At 69.3% G+C, this 25,325-nt stretch carries 29 protein-coding genes; 11 read left to right on the top strand and 18 right to left on the bottom strand.

Translation table 11 applies throughout. The annotated features are described in order from the left end of the window. Window position 1: 1 nt before the first annotated feature. Window positions 2-376, bottom strand: coding sequence for a hypothetical protein (locus ABN273_RS13720; RefSeq protein ID WP_349449122.1), 375 nt, complete (start codon window positions 374-376; stop codon window positions 2-4). A 162-nt stretch (window positions 377-538) separates the two neighbouring features. On the opposite strand from ABN273_RS13720, the gene ABN273_RS13715 reads away from it, so the two are divergent. Next, window positions 539-910, top strand: a complete 372-nt coding sequence (locus ABN273_RS13715; RefSeq protein WP_349449121.1) for a hypothetical protein — start codon at window positions 539-541, stop codon at window positions 908-910. A gap of 215 nt (window positions 911-1,125) precedes the next feature. Here ABN273_RS13715 and ABN273_RS13710 read toward each other — a convergent pair whose 3' ends face one another. From ABN273_RS13710 to ABN273_RS13695, 4 genes are all read right to left on the bottom strand, one after another. Beyond that, complete coding sequence (locus ABN273_RS13710) at window positions 1,126-1,281, bottom strand: VOC family protein (protein ID WP_349449361.1); 156 nt, start codon at window positions 1,279-1,281, stop codon at window positions 1,126-1,128. A 90-nt stretch (window positions 1,282-1,371) separates the two neighbouring features. Further along, complete coding sequence (locus ABN273_RS13705) at window positions 1,372-1,599, bottom strand: hypothetical protein (RefSeq protein WP_349449120.1); 228 nt, start codon at window positions 1,597-1,599, stop codon at window positions 1,372-1,374. A gap of 36 nt (window positions 1,600-1,635) precedes the next feature. Next, window positions 1,636-2,193: a dihydrofolate reductase family protein gene (locus ABN273_RS13700; RefSeq protein WP_349449119.1), complete on the bottom strand. Its 558-nt coding sequence runs from the start codon at window positions 2,191-2,193 to the stop codon at window positions 1,636-1,638. 9 nt (window positions 2,194-2,202) lie between these two features. Next, complete coding sequence (locus tag ABN273_RS13695) at window positions 2,203-2,796, bottom strand: pyridoxamine 5'-phosphate oxidase family protein (RefSeq protein WP_349449118.1); 594 nt, start codon at window positions 2,794-2,796, stop codon at window positions 2,203-2,205. 8 nt (window positions 2,797-2,804) lie between these two features. Between ABN273_RS13695 and ABN273_RS13690 the strand changes: the two genes are divergently transcribed. The 6 genes from ABN273_RS13690 to ABN273_RS13665 all read left to right on the top strand — a co-directional run bounded on the left by ABN273_RS13690 (window position 2,805) and on the right by ABN273_RS13665 (window position 7,634). Next, window positions 2,805-3,674: a LysR family transcriptional regulator gene (locus tag ABN273_RS13690; protein WP_349449117.1), complete on the top strand. Its 870-nt coding sequence runs from the start codon at window positions 2,805-2,807 to the stop codon at window positions 3,672-3,674. Between the two features lie 274 nt (window positions 3,675-3,948). Continuing rightward, window positions 3,949-4,152: a hypothetical protein gene (locus ABN273_RS13685; protein WP_349449116.1), complete on the top strand. Its 204-nt coding sequence runs from the start codon at window positions 3,949-3,951 to the stop codon at window positions 4,150-4,152. Window positions 4,153-4,728: 576 nt separating this feature from the next. After that, complete coding sequence (locus tag ABN273_RS13680) at window positions 4,729-5,271, top strand: RNA polymerase sigma factor (protein ID WP_349449115.1); 543 nt, start codon at window positions 4,729-4,731, stop codon at window positions 5,269-5,271. Next, a complete protein-coding gene (locus tag ABN273_RS13675) occupies window positions 5,268-6,161 on the top strand; it encodes a hypothetical protein (RefSeq protein WP_349449114.1) in 894 nt (297 codons plus the stop codon). The genes ABN273_RS13680 and ABN273_RS13675 overlap by 4 nt, the downstream gene beginning before the upstream one ends. Before the next feature lie 214 nt (window positions 6,162-6,375). After that, window positions 6,376-6,996 (top strand): acyltransferase family protein, encoded by a 621-nt coding sequence (locus ABN273_RS13670; RefSeq protein WP_349449360.1) that lies wholly within the window; start codon window positions 6,376-6,378, stop codon window positions 6,994-6,996. A 29-nt stretch (window positions 6,997-7,025) separates the two neighbouring features. Then, window positions 7,026-7,634: an acyltransferase family protein gene (locus ABN273_RS13665; protein WP_349449113.1), complete on the top strand. Its 609-nt coding sequence runs from the start codon at window positions 7,026-7,028 to the stop codon at window positions 7,632-7,634. Between the two features lie 303 nt (window positions 7,635-7,937). On the opposite strand, the gene ABN273_RS13660 is transcribed toward ABN273_RS13665, so the two are convergent. Together ABN273_RS13660 and ABN273_RS13655 are read right to left on the bottom strand one after the other, a co-directional pair. Beyond that, on the bottom strand, window positions 7,938-8,606 hold the full coding sequence (locus tag ABN273_RS13660; protein WP_349449112.1) for a response regulator: 669 nt from the start codon (window positions 8,604-8,606) through the stop codon (window positions 7,938-7,940). Beyond that, complete coding sequence (locus ABN273_RS13655) at window positions 8,603-9,706, bottom strand: sensor histidine kinase (protein WP_349449111.1); 1,104 nt, start codon at window positions 9,704-9,706, stop codon at window positions 8,603-8,605. Before ABN273_RS13655 ends, ABN273_RS13660 begins: the two co-directional genes overlap by 4 nt. A gap of 131 nt (window positions 9,707-9,837) precedes the next feature. Here ABN273_RS13655 and ABN273_RS13650 point away from each other — a divergent pair, with 131 nt between their 5' ends. Then, window positions 9,838-11,133, top strand: coding sequence for an alpha/beta hydrolase family protein (locus tag ABN273_RS13650; protein WP_349449110.1), 1,296 nt, complete (start codon window positions 9,838-9,840; stop codon window positions 11,131-11,133). 5 nt (window positions 11,134-11,138) lie between these two features. Here ABN273_RS13650 and ABN273_RS13645 read toward each other — a convergent pair whose 3' ends face one another. Next, complete coding sequence (locus tag ABN273_RS13645) at window positions 11,139-12,152, bottom strand: hypothetical protein (RefSeq protein WP_349449109.1); 1,014 nt, start codon at window positions 12,150-12,152, stop codon at window positions 11,139-11,141. Window positions 12,153-12,159: 7 nt separating this feature from the next. Then, the gene (locus ABN273_RS13640; protein WP_349449108.1) at window positions 12,160-13,479 is read right to left on the bottom strand and encodes an MATE family efflux transporter; all 1,320 of its coding nucleotides are present in this window, start codon (window positions 13,477-13,479) and stop codon (window positions 12,160-12,162) included. An 87-nt stretch (window positions 13,480-13,566) separates the two neighbouring features. On the opposite strand from ABN273_RS13640, the gene ABN273_RS13635 reads away from it, so the two are divergent. Next, window positions 13,567-14,535: an aldo/keto reductase gene (locus ABN273_RS13635; RefSeq protein WP_349449107.1), complete on the top strand. Its 969-nt coding sequence runs from the start codon at window positions 13,567-13,569 to the stop codon at window positions 14,533-14,535. Between the two features lie 95 nt (window positions 14,536-14,630). On the opposite strand, the gene thpR is transcribed toward ABN273_RS13635, so the two are convergent. From thpR to ABN273_RS13615, 4 genes are all read right to left on the bottom strand, one after another. Beyond that, on the bottom strand, window positions 14,631-15,188 hold the full coding sequence (thpR, locus tag ABN273_RS13630; protein WP_349449106.1) for an RNA 2',3'-cyclic phosphodiesterase: 558 nt from the start codon (window positions 15,186-15,188) through the stop codon (window positions 14,631-14,633). A 52-nt stretch (window positions 15,189-15,240) separates the two neighbouring features. After that, window positions 15,241-16,464, bottom strand: a complete 1,224-nt coding sequence (locus tag ABN273_RS13625; protein ID WP_349449105.1) for an MFS transporter — start codon at window positions 16,462-16,464, stop codon at window positions 15,241-15,243. Window positions 16,465-16,487: 23 nt separating this feature from the next. After that, window positions 16,488-16,940: a MarR family winged helix-turn-helix transcriptional regulator gene (locus tag ABN273_RS13620; RefSeq protein WP_349449104.1), complete on the bottom strand. Its 453-nt coding sequence runs from the start codon at window positions 16,938-16,940 to the stop codon at window positions 16,488-16,490. A gap of 119 nt (window positions 16,941-17,059) precedes the next feature. Further along, window positions 17,060-18,544, bottom strand: a complete 1,485-nt coding sequence (locus ABN273_RS13615) for an NCS2 family permease (protein ID WP_502911021.1) — start codon at window positions 18,542-18,544, stop codon at window positions 17,060-17,062. A gap of 40 nt (window positions 18,545-18,584) precedes the next feature. Here ABN273_RS13615 and ABN273_RS13610 point away from each other — a divergent pair, with 40 nt between their 5' ends. Beyond that, complete coding sequence (locus tag ABN273_RS13610) at window positions 18,585-18,797, top strand: DUF2530 domain-containing protein (RefSeq protein ID WP_349449102.1); 213 nt, start codon at window positions 18,585-18,587, stop codon at window positions 18,795-18,797. Window positions 18,798-18,867: 70 nt separating this feature from the next. Further along, a complete protein-coding gene (locus ABN273_RS13605) occupies window positions 18,868-20,307 on the top strand; it encodes an alpha/beta hydrolase (protein WP_349449101.1) in 1,440 nt (479 codons plus the stop codon). A gap of 34 nt (window positions 20,308-20,341) precedes the next feature. On the opposite strand, the gene ABN273_RS13600 is transcribed toward ABN273_RS13605, so the two are convergent. The 5 genes from ABN273_RS13600 to ABN273_RS13580 all read right to left on the bottom strand — a co-directional run bounded on the left by ABN273_RS13600 (window position 20,342) and on the right by ABN273_RS13580 (window position 25,311). Further along, the gene (locus tag ABN273_RS13600; protein ID WP_349449100.1) at window positions 20,342-21,325 is read right to left on the bottom strand and encodes a PDR/VanB family oxidoreductase; all 984 of its coding nucleotides are present in this window, start codon (window positions 21,323-21,325) and stop codon (window positions 20,342-20,344) included. Then, window positions 21,322-21,549 carry a hypothetical protein gene (locus ABN273_RS13595; protein WP_349449099.1) on the bottom strand — a complete coding sequence of 76 codons (228 nt, stop codon included), beginning with the start codon at window positions 21,547-21,549 and terminating at the stop codon, window positions 21,322-21,324. Before ABN273_RS13595 ends, ABN273_RS13600 begins: the two co-directional genes overlap by 4 nt. Further along, a complete protein-coding gene (locus tag ABN273_RS13590) occupies window positions 21,546-22,610 on the bottom strand; it encodes a Rieske 2Fe-2S domain-containing protein (protein ID WP_349449098.1) in 1,065 nt (354 codons plus the stop codon). The genes ABN273_RS13595 and ABN273_RS13590 overlap by 4 nt, the downstream gene beginning before the upstream one ends. A 98-nt stretch (window positions 22,611-22,708) precedes the next feature. Continuing rightward, a complete protein-coding gene (locus ABN273_RS13585) occupies window positions 22,709-23,812 on the bottom strand; it encodes an NAD(P)-dependent alcohol dehydrogenase (protein ID WP_349449097.1) in 1,104 nt (367 codons plus the stop codon). Window positions 23,813-23,829: 17 nt separating this feature from the next. Continuing rightward, the gene (locus ABN273_RS13580; RefSeq protein WP_349449096.1) at window positions 23,830-25,311 is read right to left on the bottom strand and encodes an aldehyde dehydrogenase family protein; all 1,482 of its coding nucleotides are present in this window, start codon (window positions 25,309-25,311) and stop codon (window positions 23,830-23,832) included. Window positions 25,312-25,325 lie beyond the last annotated feature (14 nt).

Raw genomic sequence — 25,325 nt, 5'->3', positions numbered from 1 at the left:
GTCATCGGAAGTTGCGCATGGTCGCGGTGAACATGTCGCCACGCAAGGCTTGCTCGACGACGGCGATGGAGCGGGCCAGGCGGACCAGGCGTGGCCCCTCCTCGCGATAGACGTCGAGCACCGCCTCGACAGCATGAGGAGGGAGTTGGCTTTTGAGGTCCACCGCGGCGCTCCGGTATCCCGCCCTGGCGGCCTCGACAGCCGAATTGACGTGGTGAAGGGCCATCCTGGCCAGCGCTATCGGGTGGCGCCGCAGCACCTCATATGCCCGATAATCAGGCGGGACGGCGTCGAGCAACCAGGACACAGCCGAGGTCTCCCACTCTGGAACGCTGGGTGGACGGACCTCGGGCGGCCACTCCGGCGGGAGATACATACGCCAATCGTACTTAGGTTCGATTGATGACGGGAGGGCGCTCTCGACCAATGCGCCCGCGCGTGGCGCCTGCCAGGCTGGCCCGTTTACGATCACCAGAAGCCCCCCACTCGCGACGATTACCTGGAGGCCGCGGTGTCAGACGGCGTTTCTCGTCGGGGAGTGTTGACGTTCTTCGGCATCCTCGCCCTCGCGGGTGTCGTGATGGTGGCGCTCGTGGTTTTCGGCGGCACCGGCGACGAGCGGTTCCTCCGCGCGTCCGCAGAGATCGAGGCGTTCGCCCGCACAATGCGGGACGGCGAGCGGCTCGGCCTCCGCACCGTCGGCGGGATGGAGTTCGAGGAGGTCCGCCGCGAGCGTGGGGTGGTCGTTTTCCAACAGGGCAAGGCCTTGGAGAGCCCCTACGGCTACGCCTGGAGTCCACAGGGCGATCCAGCCCGACTTCTTGACGATGTGGAGTGGTCAGAGGATCACATCGATCACTATTTCGAGCACCTGCAGGGCGCCTTCTACTCCTGGGATGGAAGGCGCTGACGCCTGCGTCCAGTACGAGCAGTCGGGCGCCGTGGGCGGAAGGGCGACAGTGGCATCGCCCGTCCAACACGAAACTCGACGGGGCGCTCCGCTGCCCCAGACACGGTGGGAGTCGGTCAGATAGTGTCCTTAACCCCTCCAGGAGTCCTTATCGAGCCTCGTGGCGATCCTGCCCTCGGCTTCCTGATCGCATGGAGGGCAGGCGCGAGGTCGCTCTAGTGCAGACAGAACTCATTGCCTTTCGGGTCGCGCATGACATACGTCACGGGTCCGCGATCGCTATGAGTTTCGATCAGCTGGGCACCGAGCCCTATCAGACGTTCGACCTCGGCGACCTTTCGGTCAGCATCAACGTGGATATCGAGATGCACCCGGTTCTTGGCAACCTTGCCCTCATCGAGACGCGGGAGCAAACGCGGCCCGAAACGCCGGATGGACGCTGACCTTTGGCCCGCTCCGCCTCATGCAACCACCGCGAAGAACACCTTCAGGTCGTAAGCCACCGCCGTGGCGGTGTTAGCCGTGACCGCACTAGACGAGCGATAACCCGCGGTGGCCTGTGGAGATGCCCGCAGGAGCTCGGGCGATACGCCGAGGGGGATGCCGAGCGCCCACGCCCATCGCGTCAGGCAGTAGATCAGGGGCACCGCGACGGCGATGTAGGTGGCGGTACGCCCCCAGCGCCGCACAGCCGAAGCCGGCGCAATGTCAGCAACCGGCGCGGCTCAGCGGGTCCGGTAGCGCGCGTAGATCAGTCCGCTGTCGAAGGCACGTTCCTCGACCAGCTCGAGTTCGAGGCGCACGCCGTCGGGAAAGAACCGCTTGCCGCCGCCGACCACGCTCGTGGTGACGAACAGGTGGTACTCGTCCACCAGGCCGGCCGCGATCGCCTGGGCCGCGAGGTTCGGACCGTCGACGGTCAGGTCGTGATCAGCCTCGGCCTTGAGCCTGCGCACCGCGTCCGGGTCGAAGGTCCGCTCGATCCTGGTCTTCGCGCTGGACACCGACTCCAGCGTCGTGGAGTACACGATCTTCTCCGCGGCCTGCCAGTCGCGGGCGTACTGCAGGATGTGCGGTGGCTGGTCGGGCTCGGTGTGCGCGGTCTCCCAGTAGACCATCGTCTCGTACATCCGTCGGCCGTAGAGGTATGTGCCGACGGGACGGAAGACGTCGTTGATGAAGGTATGCACCTCCGGATCCTCCGCCCCGGTGCCGAGGTTTCCGTCCGCCGCCTCGGCGTAGCCGTCGAGCGAGGTGATCATCGAGTAGATGAGCCTTGCCATGCGTCTCCTTCAGATGGTGTGGGTGGTGTGCTCGGGGTCGGGTGGAAACACCGCGAGCCGGGCATCGGTGACGTTGTCGAAACGGGCATCCCCTCCGCGGATGAGCACGAAATGCCTGGAGATCGCGGCCTGATAGACCAGCAACGGCCCAGCCGGTTCGAGGTCCTCCGGCACTAGCTGGTGACCGGTCGGCAGGCGGGTGTTGAGCAAGGCGAGGTCCGCCGCGCGGGCGTCGTCGGCAGCCGACCCCGCAGTTGCCTCCAGGTAGATCGCTTCCGCCCCGCCGACGGGCGCAGCCGTGTCGAAGACGGTGATCGCCACCTCCGGACGCGCTGCGATATTCCGTGAATGCCAGCTGTCCGGCGAGGACACCCACAGAACCCGGTGCTGCCCGTCGGCGGCGAAGAACACCGGGCTGGCCCATGGCCGACCCTCGCCGTCCGCGGTGCCGAGGACGAGGTAGCGATGCTGAGCCAGCAGCCGCCGTACCGTTTCCCACATCGTCAGTCCTGCAGTTCGTTGTGACATCAGGGCAATCCTGAACGCCGGCAACCCCGCCATCAACGGCGGGTTTGTCAACAATCGTTCAGCCAGGGTGAACAATGGGGGGGATGGAACGGCAGGACATCGAGGTGTTTCTGGCTCTGGCTCAGGAGCTGCATTTCACCCGCACCGCAGAGCGGCTGCGGGTCGCGCCTGCCTCGGTCAGCCAAACGATCAAGAAGCTCGAGCGCCGGTTCGGGGCGCCACTGTTCGCCAGAAGCACGCGCCGGGTGGAGCTGACCCCGCTCGGCCGGCAGCTCTTGGACGAGCTCGGCCCGGCCTACGCACAGGTCCAGACGGCGATCGCGCGAGCGATTGCCACCGGCCACGGCACCACAGGTGAGCTCCACCTCGGCTACATGTCCGCCGCCATCGCCCGCCGCGTCCTGCCGTTGGTCGACGCCTTCCACGCCGGTACGCCGAGCTGCCGGGTCACCATCCGCGAGACCGCACTGAACGACCTCTACGGGCCACTGCGCCGCGCCGAAGTCGACCTATCGATCCTGCCGCTGCCCGTTGCCGAACCGGACCTCACGGTCGGGCCTGTGCTGCTGTCCGAAGCCGCACTGCTCGCCGTCCCCGCCGACCACCATCTGGCCCGACGCGACCAAGTGACCCCCGAGGACCTGACTCAGGAGACCTTCCTGTTCGCCCAGAATCTTCCCGACTACTGGATCGATCACCACCTGCCACTCACCCGGCCCACGATCACCCGGCTGCCCGGTTTCCAAGAAATGCTGGCCTACGTCACCTCTGGCCATGGCGTGGCCATCGTCGGCGCCCAAACCGAACAGCTCTACCCACGCCCCGGCCTAACCTGCTTACCGATCGCCCACGGTCCCGCCTTCGACTACGCCATCGTCTGGCGCACCGGCGACCTGACCACTCTCGCATCCGCCTTCCTCCACCACGCCGCCAACGGAAGGGGTTCCTCTTAGGGATCGATGCAGGGTTCGTCCACTGCATGATCAACTTTGCTACGTGGCATTGGGCGATGACCGCCAGACGCGGTGCAGACGCCTCCCCCTACCTCTTCTCGTCGGGGAGTGTTGACGTTCTTCGGCATCCTCGCCCTCGCGGGCGTCGTGATGGTGGCGCTCGTGGTTTTCGGCGGCACCGGCGACGAGCGGTTCCTCCGCGCGTCCGCAGATCGAGGCGTTCGCCCGCACAATGCGGGACGGCGAGCGGCTCGGCCTCCGCACCGTCGGCGGGATGGAGTTCGAGGAGGTCCGCCGCGAGCGTGGGGTGGTCGTTTTCCAACAGGGCAAGGCCTTGGAGAGCCCCTACGGCTACGCCTGGAGTCCACAGGGCGATCCAGCCCGACTTCTTGACGATGTGGAGTGGTCAGAGGATCACATCGATCACTATTTCGAGCACCTGCAGGGCGCCTTCTACTCCTGGGATGGAAGGCGCTGACGCCCACGTCCACTACGAGCAGTCGGGCGCCGTGGGCGGAAGGGCGACAGTGGAATCGCCCGTCCAACTCTGAAACCGCCCACCACAAGCCGGGCGTGTGAGCCTGGCGCGGCCGTCCCAGACCCGGCCCGCCGACGCGGAGCCTGGTGAAGAGGGTCACCTGATCGCTCTCGCCGAACCCCTGGCAGGCCGTCCCGGAGAACTGTGAGCGCGAAGAATCGGTCACCGCCGAGATCGCCACCTATGACGCCAGCGGTCCTAGCAAGAAAGAGCCTGAACTCCAGCTGGTCAGGCAGGCGTTCCTGGATGTCGCCTACGGCGTGACCGTCCTGGAGGAGCGGGCGAACGACCGCGTCACTCCAGACGACGTCATTGTTCTGGCGCGAGGCTGACTTTCGCCCGCGCACCGCCACATGAACCCGAAAGACGAGGACGCCACGACCGGCGGGCCGTGAAACAGCGCACGCCGGGCTCTTCGGGAGCCAGGGGACGTTCCAAACCGCGAGACCTTCATGGAAATGCCCCCAAAATTCCGGACATGGACGTGATGACCGATGATCCAGTTAAGGAGACCGGATGGGAGCCGATCCCGGTAGCCGGTTCGTGGAGATCTACGAATCCGCCTACGAACCCATACTCGGGTACGTCCTGCGCCGCTGCCAGCACCCGGAGGACGCAGCCGACGTGGTGGCCGAGACGTTCACCACAGCGTGGCGTCGCATCGAGGAGCTACCCGAGGGGGACGAGGCGAGGCTGTGGCTGTACGGCGTAGCGCGCCGGGTGCTCGCCAACCATCGGCGCGGCGAAGAGCGCCACGAGCAGCGTACGGCGGCCCTGCGCGAGCGGCTCGCCGCCTCCCCCGCGCTGGCCCGCCCGCCGGAGGACGAGATGTCGCAGATGGGAAGGGTCTTCCGCGGCCTGCCCGACGACGACCGGGAGCTGCTCTCCTTGGTCGCCTGGGAGGCGCTAGACCATGGGCAGATCGCCCGCATGCTCGGCATCTCCCGCAACGCGGTCCGGATCAGGCTCTACCGCGCCCGCAAGCGTTTCGCTCGGGACCTGGCGAAAGCCGGCATCGACCACCCTCGCGCCGTCGCCCTGGAAGGGAGCTCGCTGTGAACCTCGCCGATCTCGCCCGCGTCGGTGACAAGGACCTCACCGGAGAGGCGTCCGCGCCGGAGGCTCAGGAACTCATGCACGCGATCATGTTCGTGGAGCGGAAGCCGGTCATCGTGACACGGCCCCGCCGCAAGGTCCGCCGAGGGCTGGTGCTGGGCCTCGCGACCATGGCCACAGCCGCGGCCGTCGCCGTCGGCACCAGCCTGGTCGGCGGCCCGGTGACCAGCTACGCCAACGCCGCCGTCTCCATCGAGAAGACCGGCGAGTACTTCAGCGTGAACATCACCGATCCCACGGCCGACCGCCATCGCTTCGAGGAGGCGTTCCGGGCGGTCGGGCTGAACGTCACGGTCAAGGTGGTCCCGGTGGCGCCCTCCGACGTGGGGAAGCTGATCGGCCCCGTCGTCCCGGGCGGCTTCAAGTGGCACGGCAGCATCGGCACTCAGGGGATCACGCCGTGCTCGTCGGCGTTCTGCGCCAAGGTCTGGATGCCGGCCGACTTTCCCGGGCGGGTGATGTTCGGCATCGGCCGCCCCGCCAAGCCGGGCGAGCCGTACGTCGGAGACGGCCCTGTTGACCCGGAGGGCGATGAGGCCCTGTCCGGCTACACCAGCCACGGCAAGACGGTCGCGGACGTACGGGCCGAGCTGAGCCGACGCGGGCTGAAGGCCGGCTACCGGCTGGTCTGGAAGTACAGGGACGAGGACGACGGCGGTATCTCGTGGTTCGACGAGGCCGCGCCGGGGAGCCGGATCAAGGACGACTGGATCGTGGCGTCCACCCGCTTCCACAGCTCCGACACCGTCGACCTGTACGTGACCCCCGGCAAGGACACGGGCCCCGCCCCCAGCCCGCACCCCGAACCCCAGTGGTACGACATGCCGGACTGAGCCCACAGCAGGAGACGGCGCCCGGTTCCAGCCAGGGTGTAGCCCCTCTCCGGTCTGCCTTGGCTGTCTCCCTCGTGGAGTCCGCGCAGGCCGCGTCTCGAGGGTGGCGCCAGTTCCGGCTGCCACAACCAGGCCGGGTCGTGCTCAAGGTCAGGCGAGGTTGGTGTGCCGGTTTTGTGATCGGGCGAATCAGTAGGAGCGGGTGCCGGTGTCGATGGTGGCGTTGAAGGTGCGGCGGTGGACGATCGAGGCACAGAGCCTCTTCTCTGCTCCCCTCGCTGCCGCCGACGCGGCTTCGCCACATACCCGGCGTCTAGCCTGGTTAGACGCGCTGCGCGGACTAGCCGCGATGGTGGTGGTTTTCGAGCATGCGCTCAAACCGCTGTGGCCGGAGGCGCGGCTGCCGATCAAGGCCGTCTTCGATCCCGGCTGGTATGGCGTATTGGTGTTCTTCTTGGTCAGTGGCTACATCGTGCCGGCGTCGCTGGAACGCCGGGGCAGCGTGCGGGCCTTTTGGATCTCGCGGTTCTTCCGGTTGTGGCCGCTGTTCTCCGTGTGCGTAGCCGGTATGGTGCTGCTGACGGCGGTCGGCTGGGACGGCATGCACATCTGGTGGGGCAGTCGGCCGGTGGCACTGGCCCTGGCGCACGCCAGCATGCTGCAGAACCTGATGTACGTGCCGAACTTGGTCAATGTGCTGTGGACGCTGTCCTACGAGATGGCCTTCTACCTTCTGCTGACGGCGATGTTCACCCTTGGTGTACACCGGCGCAGCACCGCGGCCGCGCTCACGTTCGCGGCGGCCGCGGTGCTGGGCGCCGGTTGCTGCCGGTGACGCTCCTGTCGGCCGGCGGGGCGGGCCGCATGCTCACGGTCGTGGTCGTCGTGACCGCCGTGCTGGCTGCCGGGCTAGCCGTGGTGCTGCGCGGCGGCAGGCGGGTACGGCAGGTGGGCGCCGTGGCCATTGCAGGCACGATCCTCCTGCTGCTGGCGGTCAACCAGAGTTATCCCGGGCCGTGGCAGGGACTGTTCATCTTGGCGACCATGTTCGCCGGCACTGCGCTGTACCGTGTTGAGACCGGCCAATTCGGTCACCGGCACATCGCCTGGGTGGCGCTGATACCGCTGGCGGGGTTGTGGCCGGCGCGCGCCGAGTTGGGATCCCAGCTGGCGATCGCGGCGGCCTGGCTGACGTTCGCCGCCGGGATGGCACTGCGCCACCGCACGATGCCGTCGTGGCTGACCTGGCTGGGCCTGGTTTCCTACTCGATCTACCTGTTGCATCCGCTGCTGCTGGAGAGCGTGGAGTTCTTCCTGCCGGACCCGTCGGCCGTACCGGTGGCAGTGCGCCTGACACTGCTGGTGGCGGTGTACACGGTGCTGCTTGGTCTGTGTGCGCTGACCTGGCGATGGGTGGAGCTGCCGGCGCAACTGTTGGGCAGGCACCTGATCAGCCAGGCCGACCACGCTTAATAGCCGCCTATAAGGAAGAACCGGCCACAAAGTGCGCAGTACTCGACTGCCACCGGGGACAAAGCACTGGTCGCTGCCAATCACACCTATCTGTCGGCTTCTACGCAACACGACGTTTGTTTGCATCGCCACAACACCAGGTGCGGCAACAGGGCGATCTTCCGGGGAAGAACTTCGTACTGCCGATAGTCCGGCGGAAGCGCGTCCAGGAGCCAGGCGGTGGCGGACACCTCCCAGTCAGGGACGCTGGGGGGCCGCACCTCAGGCGGCCACTCCGGCGGAAGATACACAAGTACATCGTACTCACGTTCGATTGCCAGGGCGTGCCTGGATGAGGCCCGTCTCGTAGGCGGCGATGACCGCTTGGATCCGGTCACGGAGGCCGAGTTTGGTCAGCACGTTGCTGACGTGCGTCTTCACCGTGTGCTCGCTGACCACCAGCTGCGCCGCGATCTCGGCGTTCGACAGGCCGCGGCCGAGCAGGGTGAGGGTTTCCCTCTCGCGCCCTGTCAGCCTGCCCAGGTCCGCGGGCGGCGGCCCGGGGCGAGCCCGCTTGCGGACGATGTCGTCGATCAGCCGGCGCGCGACCGCGGGCGCCAGCAGGGCCTCCCCGCCGACGGCAACCCGGATCGCGTGAACCAGGTCGTCGGCGCGCACATCCTTGAGGAGGAAGCCGCTCGCCCCTGCCTGGAGCGCGTCGTAGACATAGTCGTCCTGGTCGAACGTGGTCAGCATGATGACCTTCGCGGTCGTCTGCGCACACACGACCCTCGCGGCCTCGATGCCGTCCATGCCGGGCATGCGGATGTCCAGCAGGACCACGTCGGGGGCGAGGCGGCGGACCGCGTCGACCGCCTCCCGCCCGTCGCCGGCCTCGGCGACGACCCGCATGTCCGCCTGGGAGTCCACGATCAGCGCGAATCCGCTTCTGACCAGCTCCTGGTCGTCCGCCACCACCACACTGATCGTCACATCGACTCCCCGACCGGCAGCCTGACGACGACCTCGTACCCCGTGGAGCCCGCGCCGTACGTGACGGTGCCGCCGCAGGCCGCGGCCCGCTCGCGCATGCCGACCAGGCCGTGGCCGCCGCCCCCGGGAACGGGCCCGCGGCCGTCGTCAGAGATCCTGATCATCAGTTCGTCGTCCTTCCAGTCGAGCCTGACCTCGCCGGTCGTGGCCTGGGCGTGCTTGACCATGTTCGTGAGCGCTTCCTGGATGATCCGGTAGGCCGCCACCTCGGCGTCCGCCGGCAGCGCGTACGGGGTGCCCGCGACGGCCAGCCGTACCGCGGGGCCCGTCGCGGAGACCCGGGCGACCAGGTCTGGGAGGGTGCCCAGGGTGGGCTGCGGGGCGCGCCCGGAGTCGCCGTCCCTGAGCAGGTTGAGCATGCGGCGGAGCTGGCCCTGCGCGTCCCGGCCCGCGCCGGCTATCGCTCTGAACGCCTGCTCGGCCCGCTCCGGCGCGCTGCGCACGGCGTACGGCCCGGCCTCCGCTTGGACGATCATGACGCTTATGCCGTGGGCCAGGATGTCATGCATGTCACGGGCGATCCTGGCCCGTTCCCGCTCGGCGGCCCGCTCCTCCACCAGAGCCGCGTACCGCCTGTGCTGCACCACGGCGCGGCCCATGACATAGGCGGCCCCGGCGGTCAGCGCGCTGCGTACGAAGGTCGCCGGCGAGACCGTGAACCCGGGGGCCAGGCTGAGCAGGATCGCCAGCAGCCGTTGCCAGCCGGGACACAGCTCGGCGACCGTATAGAGACCGGCCAGCCAACCGTAGGGAACGGGCTGGGGCGGGATGTCGGGATCCTTGAGCGAGTAGACCATCGAGGCGACCGCCACCACGACGAACACCGTCATCGGGAAGCGGCGGCGCACCAGCAGCGGCAGCGAGCTGAGGAGCACCGGCCAGTATTCGGCCAGGGTCCACGGCTCAGGCCCGGACATCCTGCGCGCGAACAGGAACGGAACGGTCTGCCCGACCAGCACCGCCAGCGCTATGGCGAAGTCCACGGCGGCCGGTGGGAACGCGCGCAGACGCTCCTTGAGATTCCTGAACAGCTCGGGCACAAGGGCCAAGTATCCCCTGCCCCTCCCCCGCGCGAGGGAGGGGCAACATCGCCTGCGTCGGCGATGCCCTCAAAAGCTGATTTTTCGAGACTTGTTGGCGTTCACAGCACTTCGTAGACGGAGAAACACCGATGAAGCTCGTGGCCGCAGCTCTGCTGGCAGCGTCCCTCCACACCCCGGCCACCCATGACGTCCAGCTGAAGACCACCGACGTGACCTTCACGACCACGGACGGGCAGCGGCTGGGCGGCGAGATCCTCCAGCCCGCGCACGCGACCGGCGAGCTGCCGGGCCTCCTCCTCGTGCACGGCTCGGGCGCCGGCAACAGCCGGCGGGAGCTGAGGGCCGAGGCCGAGGCCTTCGCCAAGCAGGGCATGGTGGTTCTGGCCCCCGACAAGCGCGCCGTCGGTTACGACAAAACTCACCGCGACTACTCACAACTGGCCGATGACGCGCTTGCTGCGCTGGCCGTGCTCAAGAAGCAGCCCGGCGTGGGGCACACCGGGCTGTGGGGGCTCAGTGAGGGCGGCTGGGTGGCGCCGATCGCGGCCACCCGGTCGAAGGACGTGGAGTTCCTGGTCACCGTGGGCGGCCCCGGCCTCGCTCCGCTACGCACCCAGTCCTGGAACGCGGCGAACAAGCTGGACCGTGCCGGCGTACGCGGTTCGTTGCGCGGGGCCTACGCCGGCTTGCACCGGCTCGTGGCCGACGCCGGGCGCTTCCCCGAGGCGTACTACGACCCGGCGGCCACGCTCGGCAAGCTCACGCAGCCGGTGCTGGCCATGTGGGGCGCCAAGGACAACCAGGTGATGCCGGCCGAGAGCGCCGAGCGGTTCCGCGCGTACGTGCGCGGCAGCCTGACCGTGAAGTTCTTCAAGGACGCTCCCCACGCGCTGCACTCGGACGAGAACACGCTCACCCCCGGGTACGCCGAGGCGGTGGGCACCTGGGTGAAGAACGTGGCCGCGGGAAACGTGCCGGCCTCCAGCGCGGAGCCCTATCCCGCGCAGGAGTCGCGCAGCGTGGACACTCCGCCGTCGGCGTGGTGGGAGTCGTGGCAACTGATGATCGGCGGCATGGCGCTGATGCTTCTGGCCTTCCTGGCCTACGCCGTCCGCCGGCTGGGTGCGGGCTCCTGGCCCGCCCGCGTCCTCGCCGTCTCGGGCGCCCTGTCGGTCGTCGGCACGTCGTACACGCTGATGAGCCTGCTCATGACGTCCAACGGCCAAGGCGTCACGACAGGCCCCATGCTGCTCGGCCGCCCCGTCACCTGGCTCGCCTCCCAGTTGCTCGCCGCCGTGGCCGCCGTCGCCGTGATCACCTGTCTCTCCCGGTGGCGTACGGCCTCGGCCAGGGTGCGCATGGTCGCGGTCGCTGGCACGCTGTTCATCCCCTGGGCCCTGTACTGGGGGCTCCTCGTCCCGTGACCGCGTCAGCGGGTGCGGCGGGCGATGAAGGTGATGGTGCCCAGGGCGGTTGCGGCGGCGGCGAGCCAGATCAGGATGTTCTTGGCCGTGAAGCCGCCTTCCGCCGCACGTGCCTGACCCGTGTCCGCGGCCGCAGGAGTGGCCGGGATCGAGGTCTTCGCAGAGGTGGACGGGGTGGGCGTGGCGCCGGCGGGGAGAGGGACGCGGTAGACCGGGCTGCGCGAGCCCTCCGTGCCCGTGAGGAGGGCCTTCCCGTCGGCCGTGTACGCGATCGACTCCGCCTGCTTCAGCTCCGGCATCGACACCTTGGCGATCGTCTCGCCAGACGGGCGGTAGAGGGTGGCCGAGAAGTACGTGCGGATGACGTAAGAGGAGCCGTCGGGGGCGTACGCGGCGTCCGTGGCCATGAGGGGGGCGGAGGCCACCTTGCGCAGGATGTTCGTCTTGTCGGTGCGGAGTTTCTTCGGCGCGGCGTAGACCGACCCCGAGAACTCCTTGGACACCACGTAGAGGCGGCCCGTCCGAGGGTTGACCATGATGCCTTCGGCGTTGCGGCCGCCGTCGGCGTAGCGGAAGCGGTAGCGGGTCGCGGGCAGCGTCGCGTCTTTGAGGGTCTGCGGCTCCATCACCCGGTAGACGGAGACGTCCGGCCACGCCCCGTCGAGGTTGTCGCCGATGTCGGCGAACCAGAGCACGCCCCGCCCCGTCGCCGGATCCTTGGTCGCCGCCATGGCCTCCCAGTCCCTGGCCTGGGCGCCTCGTACCCGGAAGGTGGCTTTCGTCCGGCCCTTGCCGTCAACGGCGTAGAAGGTGGGGGCGGCGGAGCTGTCGTTGTGCGTGTAGTAGACGCCGTCATGCGTCGGCGAGACGGCCAGGCCGCTCGACTCGGTGATCCGGGGATCCTTGAAGGTGAAGACCTGGTCCTCGCCATCGTCCGCCATCGCCTGGGCGGGAACGGCGAGCAGCAGGCAGGCCGCCGCCACCACAGCCCCCGACGCCCGGAACACGACATCCCCCACCCGGACATCATGCCCCACGTGCCGGCTTCCGACGCTCCCGCTCGCGTTGCTGGCTGCCGGGGTTCTGATCCTCTGAGCCCACCTTGGCGCTGTGGCGGTGGAAGCCGGTGCCCTGCAGCACCACCAGCAGCCCGTTGGCCACCGTCACGGCCACCCACAGGCCCGTGATCCCCCAGGTCCTGGCCACGGGTACGGCGGCCACGACCAGCAGCCCGTACCCGATCGCGAAGTAGCCCAGGCTCGACGCCGAGCGCTTGAGTGCGGTGAGTCCGGTGCCCTGGACCGCCTGGGCCCCGTCGAGCACCGACGACAGCAGCATCAGCGGCAGCAGCGAGAGCACGCGGTCCCGCACCGCGGCGTCGTCGCTGAACAGCACCAGCAGCCGGTCCCCGAACCCGAGCAGCAAGCCGGCGCCGACGAGCGTCCCTGCGATGGCGAGCAGCGCCGCACTCCGGTTGGCCCGGCGCGCCTCGGCCGCGTCGCAGGCGCGGGCCACGTCCGGCACGGCCGCCTGGGCGATGGAGAGCGAGGCCAGCATGATGAAGCCGGTGAGCGTGGTCAGCACCGCGTGGGCGGCGGTGTCGCGCGTGTTCGTGGTGCTCGCGGCGAAGGTGACGACCCCCAGCACACCAAACTTGATCAGCACGGTGCCGGCCAGCGGGATGCTCACCTTCGCCAGCTTGACGATCTCGCCGACCCTGGGCCTGGCCTGCCCGACGGCCCGTCCGAGCGCGCGCCGCACGCTGTAGGTGGCCACGCCCGCCGCCGCCATGCCCGCGATCACCCAGGCCAGGCCCACCCCGTCGAGCCCCAGCGGCGGCACCAGCGCGACGGTCAGCACGCTCAGCAGCATGCCGGAGACCAGCGTCGGCCAGAGCACGCTACGGCTGCGCCCCAGCGCGATCAGGATGGTGCTCGAGCCGCCGGTGGAGGCGAAGACCAGGAGCTGCACCGCGAGGAGGTACGGCAGCAGGCCCATCTCGCGCACGACCTCGCCGGGCACTCCGGTGACGCTCGCGAGCAGCGGCACGCAGATCACGGCGAGGGCGCCGGCCGCGCCGGTCGCGAGGCTGAGCCAGCGCGCGTCCCGCACGATCGGCACGGCCCCCGCCGGGTCGTCCCGGTAGGGAGCGATGAACGGCCCGAGCCCGCGCAGCGCGCCCTGGACCGCGGCGCCGGCCGGATTGAGCACGGCGGTCACGACCGCGAACGCGGCGAGGGTCACGGTGTCATGCTTGCCCAGCACCGAGGTGACCACCAGCGAGCCGACCGTGCCCGCGATCATCGCCAGGAAGAGCGGCACGGCCGTGCGGAGTAATGCGATCATGAAGCGCGGGTTTCCCGCAGCGCTCCTTTCGAGATCATGGACCTAGTGTATGGCCTGGAGTGCACTCCAGCTCTTTAGGGTTGAGCCATGGACTATGTCAACCTCGGACGCAGTGGCCTCCAGGTGAGCCCGCTCTGCCTCGGCACCATGAACTTCGGCCCGCAGACCTCGGAGGAAGACTCCTTCGCGATCATGGACAGGGCCCTTGATCTGGGCATCAACTTCTTCGACACGGCCGACGTCTACGGATGGAAGCTGGGCGAGGGCATCACGGAGCAGATCATCGGCCGGTGGTTCGCACAGGGCGGCGGCCGCCGGGAGAAGACCGTCATCGCAACCAAGCTCAACGGCCCGATGAGCGACTGGCCCAACGACCAGAAGCTTTCGGCGCTCCACATCCGCAAAGCCTGCGACGCCTCGCTCAAGCGCCTGCAGACCGACTACATCGACATCTACCAGGCGCACCACATCGACCGGGACACCCCGTTCGAGGAGTTCTGGGAGGCGATGGAGGTCCTGCGCCAGCAGGGCAAGATCGTCTACGTCGGCTCCTCGAACTTCGCCGGCTGGCACATCGCCAAGGCCCAGGAGTCGGCCGCCAGGCGCAACTTCAACGGCCTCGTCAGCGAGCAGTCCCACTACAACCTGCTCACCCGCACGGTCGAGCTGGAGGTGCTGCCGGCCTGCGAGGACTACGGCCTCGGCGTGATCCCGTGGAGCCCGCTGGCCGGCGGCCTGCTCGGCGGCGTGCTCCGCAAGATCGACAAGGGCCGCTCGGCTGCCGACCACATGGTCACGCAGCTCGAGAAGCACCGCGACAAGATCGAGCAGTACGAGAAGCTCTGCGACGAGCTGGGCGAGGACCCGGCGCACGTGGCCCTGGCCTGGCTGCTCAAGCAGCGGGCGGTCACCGCGCCGATCATCGGCCCGCGCACCCTTGAGCAGCTCGAGGGCAGCCTGCGCACCCTGGAGATCGACCTCGACGAGGCCACTTTGGCCCGGCTCGACGAGATCTTCCCGGGTCACAAGACGGCCCCTGAGGACTACGCCTGGTAAGTCACGTGAGCAGCGCGCCGATCACGACGATGAGCAGCAGCAGGCCGAGCACGATGGGCAGCAGCCACGGGCGAGGACGATCCACGACCTGGAGCCTAGCTCTCGCCCGCGGGTGCCAGCGCCCATTCGGCGAGTGACTCGTACCTCACCTGAGGCCCGGAGTGACTGCGGACGAGATGGACGTGCTCCGCCCGCCACGGCGAGCCGCTGAACCCGGACAGCGACTCCACCAGCGGGCGGAGGTCCGTCTCCGTCTTGGCCCGGGCGAGCGTGAGGTGCGGGTGAAACCGCTTCTCATCGGTCTGTACGGCTCCGGCCCGCCGCGCCCCCGCCTTGACGGAGTCCGCCAGCCTGGTCATGGAGTCGCCGGTGACGCCCACCCAGAAGACCCTGGCCCGGCGGGCGGACGAGAAGGCGCCGAAGCCCTCGAAGGCCAGGTCGAGCACGCTGTAGCGGTGTACGGCGCGGGCCAGGCGCACCTCCAGCTCGGGCAGCACCTGCTCGGGCACCTCACCGAAGAAGCCCAGCGTGATGTGCCAGGTGGCCCGGTCGGGCCAGCGCAGCCCCGGCACCTGCCCGACGTACGGGGCGATCGCGTGCGAGATCTCGTCCAGCACCTCGTCGGGCGGCACCAGCGCCGCAAAGAGCCTCATGCCACCCGATTCTCCCCCGCCACCGCCCCGGGCCCCCTTTCAGGGGCCGGGCTCAGGCGACGGCGAGTGACGGCCTGGCGACCCGGGAGCTGATCAGCCGCGTCATCAGCACCGCAAGTCCGGTGCCGACCAGGACCAGCACGCCGGACAGGATCACGCCCATCCGCGGACCGCCCAGCTCGGACAGCCACCCGATCAGCGGCGCGCCCAGCGGAGCCCCGCCGGTGAACACCAGCATGTAGATCCCCATGACCCGCCCCCGCATGTCCGGCGACGTGGCCATCTGAACGCTGGCGTTCGCGGCCGTGTTGATGGTGATCAGCGCGATCCCGGTCGGGATCAGCAGCAAGAGGTAGACGGGGTAGAACGGGGCCAGCCCGGTGGCGATCTGGAAGAGCCCGAAGCCGAGCGCCCCCGCCATCAGCAGCTTCCGCGTCAGCCGCGCCCTCCGCGCCGCGAGCAGGGCGCCGCCGAGCGCACCCACCGCGAACATGCTGGAGGCCAGTCCGAACGAGGACGCTCCCGCGCCGAACTCCTCGCGGGCCATCAGCGCGATCGACATCGAGAACGACTGCGAGAACATCGACACGAACCCGATCAGCAGCACCGGCATGAGCAGCTCTTCGCGCTGGATCACGTAGCGGAGCCCCTCGCGGAGCTGCCCCTTGGCCCGGGGCACGGGCGCGGCGGAGTTCAGCTCGGACGACCTCATGAAGACCAGGCTCGAGATCACCGCGCCGAAGGTCAGCGCGTTGATCAGGAAGATGGGGCCCGTGCCGCCGAGCACGTAGATCAGCACACCGGCCAGCGCCGGCCCGACCACGCGGGCGAGGTTGAAGATCGAGCTGTTCAGGGCGATCGCGTTGGGCAGGTCGCGCCGCCCGACCATCTCGACCACGAACGCCTGCCGCGTCGGCACCTCGACGCAGGAGATCAGGCCGAGCAGGAACGCCATCACGTACACGTGCCAGACCTGGGCGGCGCCCGTCATGGTCAGCACGCCGATGGTGAGCGCCAGCGCGGCCATCAGCGACTGGGCGGCGATGAGGATGGGCCGCTTGGTGTAGCGGTCGGCGAGCACGCCGCCGAACATCCCGAACAGCAGCATCGGCAGGAACTGCAGGGCGGTCGCCGTTCCGAGCGCCGCCGCGCTGCCGTGGGTCAGATCGAGCACCAGCCAGTCCTGGGCGGTGCGCTGCAGCCAGGTGCCGACGTTGGAGACGATGCCCCCGGCTGCGAACATGCGATAGTTACGAACCTTGAGAGACCGGAACATGCCGGTCTTGGGTTCTTCGGGCTCTATATCCTGCTGAGCTTCTCCAGGATCGGTGCCGCCTGCCGGAGAATCGACCGCTCCTCCGGCGTGAGCTCCTTCAGCCGCTGCGTCAGCCACGCCTCCTTGCGGCGCCGCTCTTCCTTCAGCAGCTTCTGGGCGGCCTCGGTCACGCTCACGGTCACCTGCCGCCGGTCGGTCGGATGCGGGGAGCGCGACACCAGGCCGCGCTCCTCGAGCGCGGCGATCACGCGTGTCATCGAGGGCGGTTGCACCTTCTCGAGCTCGGCCAATTCGCCGGGGGTTATCCCGGAATGCCGTTCCACTGCGGCGAGCGTCGCGAACTGTGTGGGAGTCAGCGGGTGGGCTGCCGCCTGTCGTCGTAGGCGCCTGGTCAGCCTTGCCAGTGAGACGCGCAGGGCTGAAGCCAGGCCTGCGTCGCTGCGCAGGTCTGTCTTGTGCTGGGTGTTGGTTAGCATGTGTCATTACCTTTGCTAACTATACGGCATCTCAAGATATTTCCCCAATCAAATATCGGGCTGCCTCCTTGGTACCTCGAAGCCGCCCCGCACGCGCAGGGCGGCTCCTTCCCGCGTACTCAGACTCCGAACAGCGCCCGGATCGGCCCGATCGCAAAGTACAGGACGAACAGGACCGTGACCCCCCACAGCAGCGGGTGGATCTCGCGTGCCTTGCCCCGCACGGCCTTGATCAGCACGTAGCTGATGAAGCCGGCGCCGATGCCGTTGGAGATCGAGTAGGTGAACGGCATGACGACGATGGTGAGGAACGCCGGGATGGCGATCTCGTAGTCGTTCCAGTCGATCTCGCGGATCGCGGTCATCATCAGGAAACCGACCACGACCAGCGCGGGCGCGGCGGCCTCGTACGGGACGACCGTGACGAGCGGCGCGAAGAAGATCGCCACGAGGAACAGCAACCCGGTGACCACGCTGGCCAGACCGGTGCGCGCGCCCTCGCCGACGCCGGCGGCCGACTCGATGTAGGTGGTGTTGGAGGAGACGGAGCCGGCGCCGCCGGCCGCCGCGCCGATCGAGTCGACGAGCAGGATCTCCCTGGTACGCGGCAGGGTCCCGTCCTCCTGCACCAGGTTCGCCTGGCGGCCGACGCCCACGATGGTGCCCATCGTGTCGAAGAAGTCCGTGATGAGCAGGGTGAAGACGAACAGCACGGCCAGGAGCACGGACACCCGGCTGAACGCGCCGAACGGGTCGAACTCCGTGAACAGCGTGAGCGGGTTGTGGAAGCCGAAGATCTCTTTGGGGATGGTTGGGACGTTCAGCTGCCAGCCGTCCGGGTTCTTGGCCGAGAACGCGCCGGACTTGGTGAACTGCTCGACGATGATCGCCAGCACGGCGGTGCCGACGATGCCGATCAGGATGGCGCCCTTGACCTTCCGCGCGACCAGCGCCGCCGTGACGAGCAGCCCGACCATGAACACGAAGATCGGCCACGAGGTCAGCGTGCCCTTGATGCCCATCTCCAGCGGCGGCCCGGCCGGCACCCGCCGCACGAAGCCCGCGTCCACGAAGCCGATCAACGCGATGAACAGGCCGATGCCGACGCTGATGGCGGTCTTGAGCTGGGCCGGGATGGCGTGGAACACCGCCGTCCTGAGCCCGGTCAGCACCAGGACGGCGATGATGACGCCTTCGAGGAAGACCAGGCCCATGGCCTCCTCCCAGGTCATCACCGTGGCGATGTTGAAGGTCACGAAGGCGTTCAGCCCGAGCCCGGCCGCCATCGCGAAGGGCACCCTGCCGACGACGCCCATGAGGATCGTCAGCAGTCCTGCCACGAAAGCCGTCCCGGCGGCGACGAGCGCCACGTTGGGCGTCGTGCCGTCGCCGATGACCTGCTTCTGCACGTCCGTGCCGTTGGCAATGATGATGGGGTTCAGCACCACGATGTAGGCCATGGTGAAGAACGTGGCCAGGCCGCCGCGTATCTCACGGGAGACTGTTGAACCTCTTGCGGAGATTGCGAAGAAACGATCTATTGCGTTACGAGTGTCACTCACGCGCGAAGAGTGACAGTCGCGGTGACCTGCGGAAAGAGTCAGTAATGAGATCGAGACCCGATTGGAAGCTAGGCTGGACAACGTGAAGCAGCAGTGGCATCCCGATCCGGAGCCCATCAAGACCAACGACACCGACGCCATCGCCGTGGGCATCGGGCTCTGGGCCGTCGCGCTGGTCGTCCTGCTGATCTTCCGCCCCGCCCCGGAGCACACGTGGTGGATCTGGACCTGTCTGGTCGGGATCGGGTTCGGGTTCTTCGGCATCTGGTTCGTACGCCGGCCGCGCCGGAATTGACATTAGTCATCTTCAAGTGGTGTTTCGGCCCACTACCTAGGCGGACCCCCGATTGATCATGCTTGTCAGCATGAAGAAGGCCATAGTGACATTCCTCCTGGGCGCGGCCGTCCTCGCCGGATGCGGCGAGGCTCCCGTCCAGGACCCGGGTACGGTCGCGTGGAGCATGTGCACCGACCTGCTCGGCGCGGACGGCAAGCCGGCCGCCCCGGCTTCCGGCATAGAGTGCGGCAAGCTCCAGGTCCCGCTCGACCACGCCAAGCCGGACGGCGAGAAGATCGACCTCGCGCTCATCCGCGTCAAGGCCACCGGCGACCGCCTGGGCTCACTGGTCTTCAACTTCGGCGGTCCTGGCGCGTCTGGCGTGGACACGCTGGCACAGGCCTCCAGGGCGTTCGGCAACCTGGGCACCCGCTATGACCTGGTCAGCTTCGACCCGCGCGGCGTCGAGCGCAGCTCCGGCGTCAAGTGTGGCGGCCAGATCGGCAAACTCATCGACGCCTCGGCGCGGACCGACGGCGACCGGCTGGCCAAGGAGTTCGCCTCCGCGTGTCAGAAGGACTCCGGCAAGGTCCTGCCGTACGTCGGCACCGTGAACGCCGCCAAGGACCTCGACCTGCTGCGGGCCGCGCTCGGGGACAAGAAGCTCAACTACTTCGGCTTCTCGTACGGCACGCACCTGGGCGCCGTGTACGCCACCCAGTTCCCCAAGAACGTCGGCCGTTTCGTCCTGGACGGCGCCTTCGACCCCACGGTCACGTGGGAGGACCGCGCGGTGACGCAGGCGGAGGGGTTCCACCAGGCGTTCGGGGCGTTCGCGAAGGACTGCGTGGCGCAGAGCTGCGAGCTGGGCGCCGACCCCGCCGCCGTCGAGAGGGCGGTCGAGGGCCTGCTCGACGGGCTGAAGACCAAGCCGCTCAAGGTGGGGGACCGCGAGCTCACGTACGGGCTGGCCCAGCTCGCCGTCATCACCCCGCTGTACGCCAAGGCCGCCTGGCCGGTGCTGGAGCAGGCCGCCGCGGCGGCGATCAAGGGCGACGGCCGGACCCTGCTCACGCTGGCGGACTCGTACACGGGGCGCAAGGCGGACGGGACGTACACGACGTCGATGACGAGCATGCAGGCGATCAGCTGCGCCGACACCACCGAGCGGCTCACCGCCGCCGAGGCCGCCGAGATCAACGACCGGGTGGAGAAGACCTTCCCGATCCTGGCGGCCGAGGGCTCGGCCCCCTGCGCCCACTGGGCGGTCCGGGGTGACGACGCGGCCAGGCACATCGACGCGACCGGCTCCGGCCCCATCGTGGTCATCGGCGGCAGGGGCGACCCCGCCACCCCGTACCAGTGGGCGACCCGGCTCACGGCCCAGCTCAAGACGGGTGTGCTGGTCACTTACGAGGGCGAGGGACATGGGGCGTACCTGACCGGCGACGCCTGCGTCCTGCGGACGGTGGACGCGTACGTGCTGGAGGGCAAGGTCCCCGCCTCCGCCACCACCTGCGCCGCCTGACCTCGCGGGGGATCGGCATCGGCGGCTCCTGGGGTCAGAGGTCGAGCACCAGTTTGGGGCAGGCGGCGCGGGAGACGCAGATGAACATGGTGTCGTTGGCCGCCCGCTCGTCCGGGGTGAGGAGGGCGTCCCTGTGGTCGACCTCGCCCGCGAGCACGGTGGTCTCGCAGGTGCCGCAGGTGCCCTCGCGGCACGACGACAGGATCGGCACGCCCGCCTCCTCCACGACCTCGAGGATCGACTGCCGCGGGGGCACAGTGAGGGTGCGGCCGGTGACGGCCAGCTCGACCTCGAAGGACTCTGCCACGACGGGGGCGCCCGGGTCCTTGGGCGTGAAGCGCTCCATGCGGAGCGTGCCGCTCGGCCGGTCGGCGCAGCGCTGCTCGACGGCCTCCAGCAGCGGCGCGGGACCGCAGCAGTAGATGAGGGCATCCGGCGGCTCGTCCGCCAGGATGGCGTCGAGATCGAGCGGTCCGTGCTCGTCCTGCGGCCGCAGGACGACCCGGTCGCCATGAGCCGCCTGGAGCTCGCGGGCGAAGGCCATGGACGTGGCCGTGCGGCCGCCGTAGACCAGTCTCCACTGCGGGCCCGCGACGGCGATCATCGGCAGGATGGGGGTGATGCCGATCCCTCCCGCAATGAACAGGTGGCGCGGAGCGGAGTGGAAGGGAAAGTGGTTGCGAGGGCCGCGGGCGAGGATCGTCGTGCCGGGGTGGAGCTCGTCGTGGACGAACGCCGAACCGCCGCGGCCGCCGGTCTCACGCAGCACGGCGATGCGCCACGTCATGCGGTCGGCCGGGTCGCCGCACAGCGAGTACTGACGAACGAGGCCGTCGGCGAGAATTAGGTCGACGTGCGCGCCGGGCGTCCAGGCGGGCAGCTCGGCGCCGGCCGGGTCACGCAGGTCGAGAGCGACGACGCCGTCGGCCACCTGCTCACGGCCGTGGACGACCAGCTTGCGCTCGACCTGCGGACCGGCACCGGCCGTCCCGCGGCCCCCGGGCTGCACGCCGGTCATCGTGTGACTCCCGCGGTGGACAGGGCGGCCGGATCGGGAGCCTCGTCCGTGGAAGGGGCCATGTGGCCGACGGGATGGGCGAGGAGCCACTCCCACACCTCGGCCGGGCCCTCGGCCACGTGTGTCGCGCCGCAGTGGCAGGTGCCCAGCAGAAGGTCGCTGCCCGGCAGCCAGATCACCCGGAGCACCTCGCGACCGGCGAGCACCGGCTGGATGGGGATCATGAGCGGTGCACCGCGGCGGGGCCGTCCTGCCCGGCCAGCTCGGCAAGCAGACGGCGGGCCGCCAGCCCGCCGGTGTCGATGTTGATCGACAGCTCCTGGTAGCCCGGGGGCTCGGTGTCGATCACCTGCTCCAGCACGTCCAGGGCGGCCACGTCCTGCAGCACGACTGTGCGGTTCTGCTCGGCCAGGAAGTCCGACACGCCCTGATCGTCGAGGGCGAAGTCGCGTGCGACAGCCCAGAAGTCGTGGGTGGTGTGCTCGGTCTCGGGGGTGATGGCGTAGACGACCTCGACGTGGAAGGCGCCGGGATCGCTGCCGTCCTCGTTCGGCAGGACGCCGAGCGGGGCGATGCGCGAGTGCAGCTTGTACAGGCACGGCGGGGTGTACTCGATGTCCTGCCAGCGCATGATGCGCCCGGTCAGGCCGGTGGACTTGGCGTAGAAGGGCGGGCATTCGGCGTCGTCCATGTGGCGGCTGACGTGGATGACGCCAGCCGCCTCGTCCACCGCGGTGGTGATCGGGGTGGCGGCCACCTCGGGGGTGCCGATGTAGCCGCCGTGCAGGTACGTCTCGTGCGACAGGTCGAGGAGATTGTCCACCAGCAGCTCGAACCGCGCCTTGAGCGGCTCCATCCCGGACACCGTGGTGTAGTCCGGCGAGACCAGCCAGGGCGCCCGCGGGATGCGTGCCGCGTCGGCCTCGGCGGGATCGCCGATCCAGACCCAGACGAACGAGTCCTGTTCAACCACCGGGTAGTTCTTCAGCCGGGCGGTGCGCGGCACCCGGGTCTGGCCGGGGACGGCGACGCAGACCCCGTCGGCGCCGTAGGTGAAGCCGTGGTAGCCGCACACCACCTGGTCGTCGACCAGCCGGCTGGGTGCCTCCGACAGCGGGAAGCGGCGGTGCACGCAACGGTCCGACATCGCGGTGACGGTCCCGGTCCCGGCGCGGGTGCGCCAGAACAGGATCGACTCGCCGCAGACGGTGCGGCTGAACAACTCCTGGCCGATCTCGCGCCCGTACGCGGCGACGTACCACTGGTCGCGGGGGATGCTCGACATCGGACGGCTCCTTCGGATAATCCCTGATGGGAACGATGGTTACCTCGGGTATGCAGATCGCGGAACGTCGTTTCCCGGATGCCGGAAACCGAATGTCCCTAGAACCGCAGGACCGGCTTGATGGTGTCGCCGGCGGCGATGTCGCCCACCGCGCGCTGGATCTCCTCGAACTTGTAGTGCCTGATCAGCCGGTCGATCGGCAACCGCCCGGCGGACACGAGCTCCACGAGGACCGGGATCAGCGACTCCGTCTCGCTGTCGCCCAGAGTCAGGCCCATAACCTTGCGGCCCGGCAGCATGAAGTTGACGTCCACGGGGACCGAGGAGCCGAACGGCGGTGCGCCCACCAGCACCGCGGTGCCGCGGGCGGCGAGTACGGCGACAGCCGCGGCCGCGATCGCCAGGTTGCCGGTCGTCTCCACCACGCCGTCGGCGCCCTGGCCGCCGGTGATCTCGGAGATCGCGTCCGCGAGGTCGGCGGTCCCGGTGTCGACGGTGTGCGTGGCGCCTAGCTCGCGGGCCAGCTCCAGCCGGGACGGGACGCGGTCGACCGCGATGACACGGGTGGCCGGGGTGAGCCGGGCCGCCATGACCGCGGACAACCCGACCGCGCCCGCCCCGGTGACGACGAGGGTGGCGCCGGGGCGGGGGCGCAGGACATTCCATACCGCCCCGGCGCCAGTCTGCACGCCGCAGCCGAGCGGCGCCAGCAGTTCGAGCGGCGCGTCGGCGGGCACCTTGACGAGGCTGCGCTCGTCGACCAGGGCGTGCCTGGCGAAGGACGACTGGCCGAAGAAGTGCCCGCCGATCACCGCGCCGTCCCTGGTCACCGTGGGCGAGCCGTCCGCGCGGGCGCCGCCGAGCAGGTTCAGCGGCAGCCAGACCGCGCAGTAGGCGGGGTGCCCGTCACGACAGTTCGCGCATCTCCCGCACGAGGTGAAGGAGAGCAGCACCTGGTCGCCGGGGCTGACCCGGGTCACCGCGGAGCCGACCGCCTCCACGACGCCCGCGCCCTCGTGCCCGAGAACTCCGGGGAGCGGGAACGGCAGGCCGCCGGCGGCGACGCCCAGGTCGGTGTGGCAGATCCCGGCGGCGACCATCCGGACCAGCACCTCGTCCGGCCGCGGATCGGCCAGCTCGATCTCGCTCAGATGGAAGCCCGCGCCCGCGGACTCGACGACGGCCGCTGCAGTGGTGGTCATGGCGGTTCCTTTCCCGGTCAGGGTGCGAGGGAGATGACGACGGACTTGACCTTGGTGTACGACTCCAGCACCTCGGGCCCGTACTCCCGCCCGTGGCCGGACTGCTTGACGCCGCCGAAGGGGATCGCGGGGTCGAGCATCGCCCAGTCGTTCACCCAGACGATGCCGGCCTCCAGCCGCGCCGCCACGCGGTGGGCACGGGCCAGGTCGGTGGTCTGCAGGCCCGCGGCCAGCCCGTACGGCGTGCTGTTGGCCATGGACACGGCCTCGTCCTCGGTGTCGAAGGGCTGGACGGTCAGGACGGGGCCGAAGATCTCTTCCTGGACGACGCGGGAGTCGTTGCTCAGGCCGGCGATGACGGTCGGCCTGAAGTAGTAGCCGCCGCCGAGCTCCAGGCGCTCGCCTCCGACGACGACCCGGCCGCCCTCTTCCGTGGCGAGCCGCACATAGTCCTCGACCTTGGTGCGGTGCCGTTCGGCGGCCATGGGCCCCACGACGGTCGCCGGATCGAAGGGGTCGCCGACCGGCACCCCGGCGACGGCTCCCGCCAGAATCTCCAGCACGGTGTCGTGGAGCGAGCGCTGGACGAGCAGGCGCGGCCCGCCCATGCAGAACTGGCCGGTGTTGAAGACGAAGGCCTTGATGACCGAGCCGATCGCCTTGTCGAGATCGGCGTCCTCGAACACGATCTGCGCGGCGTTGCCGCCGAGCTCCATCGTGACGGGCTTGAGGGCCTCTCCTGCCGTACCGGCGGCGTACCGGCCGATCCTGGTCGAGCCGGTGAAGGCGATCTTGTCGACGCTCGGGTGGCGCAGCAGTGCCTCGCCAGCCTCGGCGCCGCCGGTGACCACGTTCAGCACACCGTCCGGCACGCCGGCCTCGGCCAGGATCTCCGCCATCAGCAGGGCGCTGAGCGGGGTCTCCTCCGCCGGCTTGTGCACCACGACGTTGCCCGCGGCGAGCGCCGGCGCGATCTTCGAGCTGCTGAGGATCAGCGGGAAGTTGAACGGGGTGATCGCGCCGACCACGCCGAACGGCTCGCGGCGGGTGTAGGCGTGCGCGGGGATCGGGATCTGCCGGGTCGCGCCCTCGATGGTCTGCGCGAGCCCCGAGTAGTACTCGTAGATCTCGGCGGTCGTAGCCACGTCGACGGCGCGGCACAGGGTCACCGGCTTGCCGACGTCGGCGCTCTCCACCGCGACGAGCTCGTCCTCGCGCCGCCTGATCAGGTCCGCGACGCGGTGCAGAATGCGGGCGCGTTCGCGACCGGTCGTCTGCGCCCACGCGCCGAAGGCCGCGCGCCCGGCAACGACCGCCGCGTCCACGTCGGTGGCGTCGGCCTCGGCGACGGTGGTGATCACCTTCGCGGTGGACGGGTCTGTGACGTCCCTCCTGCCCTTGGCGTTCGCCTCGCACCACGCGCCGCCGACAAAGAGCTTGCCCGGCTCGGCACGCGGCCGGCTCACGCTCGGGACGCTCTCAACTGCGGAGTCGGTCATAGCCCGCCCACCTT

This window comes from Nonomuraea sp. B19D2, assembly GCF_040137845.1.
Lineage (GTDB): Bacteria > Actinomycetota > Actinomycetes > Streptosporangiales > Streptosporangiaceae > Nonomuraea.
The sequence above is the reverse complement of the archived record's forward strand: the minus strand, read 5'-3'. Positions and strand labels throughout refer to the sequence as shown.

Coding starts and splice junctions, on each gene's coding strand:
- ABN273_RS13720 (WP_349449122.1), bottom strand. CDS start 376: ATGTATCTCCCGCCGGAGTGGCCGCCCGAGGTCCGTCCACCCAGCGTT.
- ABN273_RS13700 (WP_349449119.1), bottom strand. CDS start 2,193: ATGGCAAGGCTCATCTACTCGATGATCACCTCGCTCGACGGCTACGCC.
- ABN273_RS13690 (WP_349449117.1), top strand. CDS start 2,805: ATGGAACGGCAGGACATCGAGGTGTTTCTGGCTCTGGCTCAGGAGCTG.
- ABN273_RS13685 (WP_349449116.1), top strand. CDS start 3,949: ATGGAGTTCGAGGAGGTCCGCCGCGAGCGTGGGGTGGTCGTTTTCCAA.
- ABN273_RS13680 (WP_349449115.1), top strand. CDS start 4,729: ATGGGAGCCGATCCCGGTAGCCGGTTCGTGGAGATCTACGAATCCGCC.
- ABN273_RS13670 (WP_349449360.1), top strand. CDS start 6,376: ATGGTGGCGTTGAAGGTGCGGCGGTGGACGATCGAGGCACAGAGCCTC.
- ABN273_RS13665 (WP_349449113.1), top strand. CDS start 7,026: ATGCTCACGGTCGTGGTCGTCGTGACCGCCGTGCTGGCTGCCGGGCTA.
- ABN273_RS13650 (WP_349449110.1), top strand. CDS start 9,838: ATGAAGCTCGTGGCCGCAGCTCTGCTGGCAGCGTCCCTCCACACCCCG.
- ABN273_RS13640 (WP_349449108.1), bottom strand. CDS start 13,479: ATGATCGCATTACTCCGCACGGCCGTGCCGCTCTTCCTGGCGATGATC.
- ABN273_RS13635 (WP_349449107.1), top strand. CDS start 13,567: ATGGACTATGTCAACCTCGGACGCAGTGGCCTCCAGGTGAGCCCGCTC.
- thpR (WP_349449106.1), bottom strand. CDS start 15,188: ATGAGGCTCTTTGCGGCGCTGGTGCCGCCCGACGAGGTGCTGGACGAG.
- ABN273_RS13625 (WP_349449105.1), bottom strand. CDS start 16,464: ATGTTCCGGTCTCTCAAGGTTCGTAACTATCGCATGTTCGCAGCCGGG.
- ABN273_RS13620 (WP_349449104.1), bottom strand. CDS start 16,940: ATGCTAACCAACACCCAGCACAAGACAGACCTGCGCAGCGACGCAGGC.
- ABN273_RS13605 (WP_349449101.1), top strand. CDS start 18,868: ATGAAGAAGGCCATAGTGACATTCCTCCTGGGCGCGGCCGTCCTCGCC.
- ABN273_RS13600 (WP_349449100.1), bottom strand. CDS start 21,325: ATGACCGGCGTGCAGCCCGGGGGCCGCGGGACGGCCGGTGCCGGTCCG.
- ABN273_RS13595 (WP_349449099.1), bottom strand. CDS start 21,549: ATGATCCCCATCCAGCCGGTGCTCGCCGGTCGCGAGGTGCTCCGGGTG.
- ABN273_RS13590 (WP_349449098.1), bottom strand. CDS start 22,610: ATGTCGAGCATCCCCCGCGACCAGTGGTACGTCGCCGCGTACGGGCGC.
- ABN273_RS13585 (WP_349449097.1), bottom strand. CDS start 23,812: ATGACCACCACTGCAGCGGCCGTCGTCGAGTCCGCGGGCGCGGGCTTC.
- ABN273_RS13580 (WP_349449096.1), bottom strand. CDS start 25,311: ATGACCGACTCCGCAGTTGAGAGCGTCCCGAGCGTGAGCCGGCCGCGT.